Raw genomic sequence first — 2,923 nt, forward strand, 5'->3', positions numbered from 1 at the left:
CCGCGGATACGCGTGTGAGGCCCCGCACCGACGCAGCAGCGCAGGGCGGGGTCTCGTGGCGTCCGGGCCGAGACACCGGGGGCAACAGGCGCATACGCGTTGTGCGTCAGGTGCGCAACGGGCCGGGCGCCGGGCCCGGTGCCCGGCCAGCCTGCGAGGATGGACAAGCTGATCGAGTTGGCCAGCACGCTCGTCTCTGGGGCGGTCATCGCCGTTCTGGCGTCGTGGCTGACCAGCCGCGCCCGCAACCGCCAGGAGCAGCACGCCGAAATCGGGGCCCTACCGGTGCAGGCGGATGCGCTGACGGTGGCGGTGTCGGAGCTGCAGGGCGCGGCCGCCGCCAACCGACTGCTGTGGGAGGGCCCGGCAGAGCGCGGCCGGACGTTCCTGCTGACCGTGCTCGCCTTCCCGTGGCGCCGCTCGGGCCCGGATTGCCGGCGGAAGAGACGTGCAGAGCTGGCTCGTGGGCTTCGGGCGCGCGGCTGAGCTGCTGAGCCGGGAACGGGTGGCCAGCAAGCAGGCCGTGGCCGCCGTGCGGGAGCCGCTCACCCGGGCGGCCTCCGCCGCTGATGTGACTGAGCGCTGTAGTTGGCCCTGGCCATCTGGATGCTCAGATCCGGCCTCCACGAGTCAGCCGCCGTGGAGGCCCCACTCGTCGAGGCCGCCGCAGACGTGTGCAAGGGCCACATATCCAAGTCAGGCACCCGCGAGCGCTCGCAGGTCTGGATCGCTGCCCCCCCCGCCACGTCACGAAAGTTGCGGCCGTAGGTCAGCGGAGCGATTCAGCCACAGTCAGCGGCTGAATCACCCACTACGGCCCCGCTCCGGCGGGGCCGTGGCATGATCTGCGCATGATCAAGGGGTGGGGGGCCGCCGCGAGCATCACACTCGCCGTCGTGGCCGCAGCAGGAGTGTCCGGGTGCGGGGGAGACGCCGAAGCCGACGCGAAGAAGCCGGCGGCCGCGTCAGCGAAGGCGCCCAGCTTCAGCAAGGCTTCGAGGGCCTTCCAGGACGTCGCCGCGAACGCGTACCTGGACGACGTGTGCACGACGGAGGCCGGGACGTGCTGGGACAAGATGAACACCACCGTGGACGCGGCGCGCGACCTGCGTAAGGCGATGAACGCCGAGAAGAGCGTCGGCCCCGAGTTCTGGACCGAGGCCTACAAGCTCATCGACACCATGGAAGAGGGCCTGGCGGTGGGCGAGGACCAGGGCGCCCCGGCCGGGGCCGCAACGCTCCCGGAGGCGACCAACCGGGACGACATCTTCGGGTCGGCGCACGACCTGGCCGACTGGCTCGACGCCCACCTGATCAAGTAGCCACAGTTCCCGGCGTTGAGGCGTCGAAGTACACCGCCACGTTCATCTCGTTGCCCCAGCCGAGCCCGGAACTTCGTCACGAAGTCCGGGCGAGCCGCTGCCTGTTCAACATCACCGCCTGCGGCCCCGGCCAGGGCTGGCTGGCCGGGGGCGGAAAGCGACCCCTGCGGGGGCCAGAAACTGCCCGTCGCCCAGGTCGGAATCTGACCCGGGCCGGAGAGTGACCCGGCGGAATCTGCCCTCGGGCGGGGAAGGGTGGCCCACCGCACGCCGAAGGTGACCGGCCTTTGAACGAGGCAGGCAGGGGTACGAGGTGACTGTCACGCCGCGTACCTCTCAGGGCGGCCGCACCAGGGTGGGGGCTTATGACTTCGCAGCCGATGGCCGAGGCCCGACCGAAGGAGCAGGAGGCGGTGCTGCGCCGTCGGCTTGTGGTGAGGTGTGCGCTGCTGCTCGTGCTGTCCGGACCGGTCGGCTTCGCAGCAGGCATGCTCATGAACAGCAATGGACGTGTGGTCACCGGGATCTGGGTGGCAGCGACGGTGTTCGTCGGAGGGGTCGTAACCCTGTGGGTGGTCCTTCGCAGGGAGCGAAGGCGCGCCGCCCGCTTCGGTTTAACCCTCAGCCGATACGTGGACCTCGGACGGCTGGTCCGCCGAGGTGACCCGCCGGTGCAGGCGGAGGTACGTCCGGCAGTACTGGAGATTCTGGAGCGCCAGCGTGCTTCGTGGGAGCAGATGACGTCGAAGGGGCATTCGAGGCTCCGCATCGGCCTGATCGCGCTCTTCCTCCTGATCACCGTCGGCAACCTGCTCGACCGGCAGTACGCACTCGCCTTCTTCTCCTCATTCGCTCTCCTGTGCTGGCTCTCCATGCCGCTGGGCCTCCGGCGACACCGCAAACGACTGGAGGCGGCTCAAGGCAAGCTGGCCCGCAACCCGTAACCCGTAACAGCAGGACGAGTCGCAGCGCCGTCCGGTGCGGGTGGCGCCTTGCGCAGCCGTCGCCTCCCGACCGCCCGTGGGCACAAGGCGGCCAGGTATCGCGCTCACTGGCCAACTACAGCGCTCAGTCACAGCTGCCCGCTCATGCGCTGTTCCGACCGCCTACAGCTCGATGTCAATGCGCTCCACGTCGGTGAACTCCACGCCCAGGCCGTGGGCGCGGGTGTTGTTGGCGCGGAAGTACATCTGGGCGAGGCCCTCGGCGGCGATCTGCTGGATCTGCTGCTCGGTGGCGCCTTGCTCCCTCGCGGTGAACAGGCGGTCTGCGAACACCGGGGGCAGGGCCTGGGTGATGTCGCGGATACGGGCGTCGTCGGTGGTGCCCGGCGCGGCGGTGAACCCGAAGCGGGCGCGGGTGGAGACGACCAGGCCGCCGGTGGAGGCCGCCTTCTTCTTCGCCTTCGCCTTTACCTGCGGCTGCCACCGCTTCTTGACCTCGCGCTCCAGGCGGCCGCGCAGATCTTGGCGGGGCCGCTTGAGCTTGCCGGCGACGTACCGTTCCACGGTGCGCTGGGAGATCCCGAGCGCCTGGGCGGCGGCCTTGGTCCCCTTGAGCTGCTTGACCAGGTACTTCATCTGCGCCTGGGCGCTCTGCGG

4 protein-coding genes are annotated in these 2,923 nt (G+C 70.0%); 3 read left to right on the forward strand and 1 reads right to left on the reverse strand.

Going from position 1 to position 2,923, the window contains the following annotated elements; genetic code table 11:
- Positions 1-159 precede the first annotated feature (159 nt).
- The 3 genes from M8H82_RS36285 to M8H82_RS36295 all read left to right on the forward strand — a co-directional run bounded on the left by M8H82_RS36285 (position 160) and on the right by M8H82_RS36295 (position 2,266).
- Positions 160-486: a hypothetical protein gene (locus M8H82_RS36285; protein WP_250080008.1), complete on the forward strand. Its 327-nt coding sequence runs from the start codon at positions 160-162 to the stop codon at positions 484-486.
- A 365-nt stretch (positions 487-851) separates the two neighbouring features.
- Positions 852-1,322: a hypothetical protein gene (locus tag M8H82_RS36290; protein ID WP_250080010.1), complete on the forward strand. Its 471-nt coding sequence runs from the start codon at positions 852-854 to the stop codon at positions 1,320-1,322.
- Between the two features lie 365 nt (positions 1,323-1,687).
- Positions 1,688-2,266 carry a hypothetical protein gene (locus M8H82_RS36295; RefSeq protein WP_250080012.1) on the forward strand — a complete coding sequence of 193 codons (579 nt, stop codon included), beginning with the start codon at positions 1,688-1,690 and terminating at the stop codon, positions 2,264-2,266.
- 162 nt (positions 2,267-2,428) lie between these two features.
- Here the strand turns inward: M8H82_RS36295 and M8H82_RS36300 are convergent.
- Positions 2,429-2,923 (reverse strand): XRE family transcriptional regulator (locus tag M8H82_RS36300; protein WP_250080013.1); only part of this gene is annotated, 495 nt, incomplete at its 5' end.

This window comes from Streptomyces sp. YS415, from assembly GCF_023544665.1.
Taxonomy (GTDB): domain Bacteria; phylum Actinomycetota; class Actinomycetes; order Streptomycetales; family Streptomycetaceae; genus Streptomyces.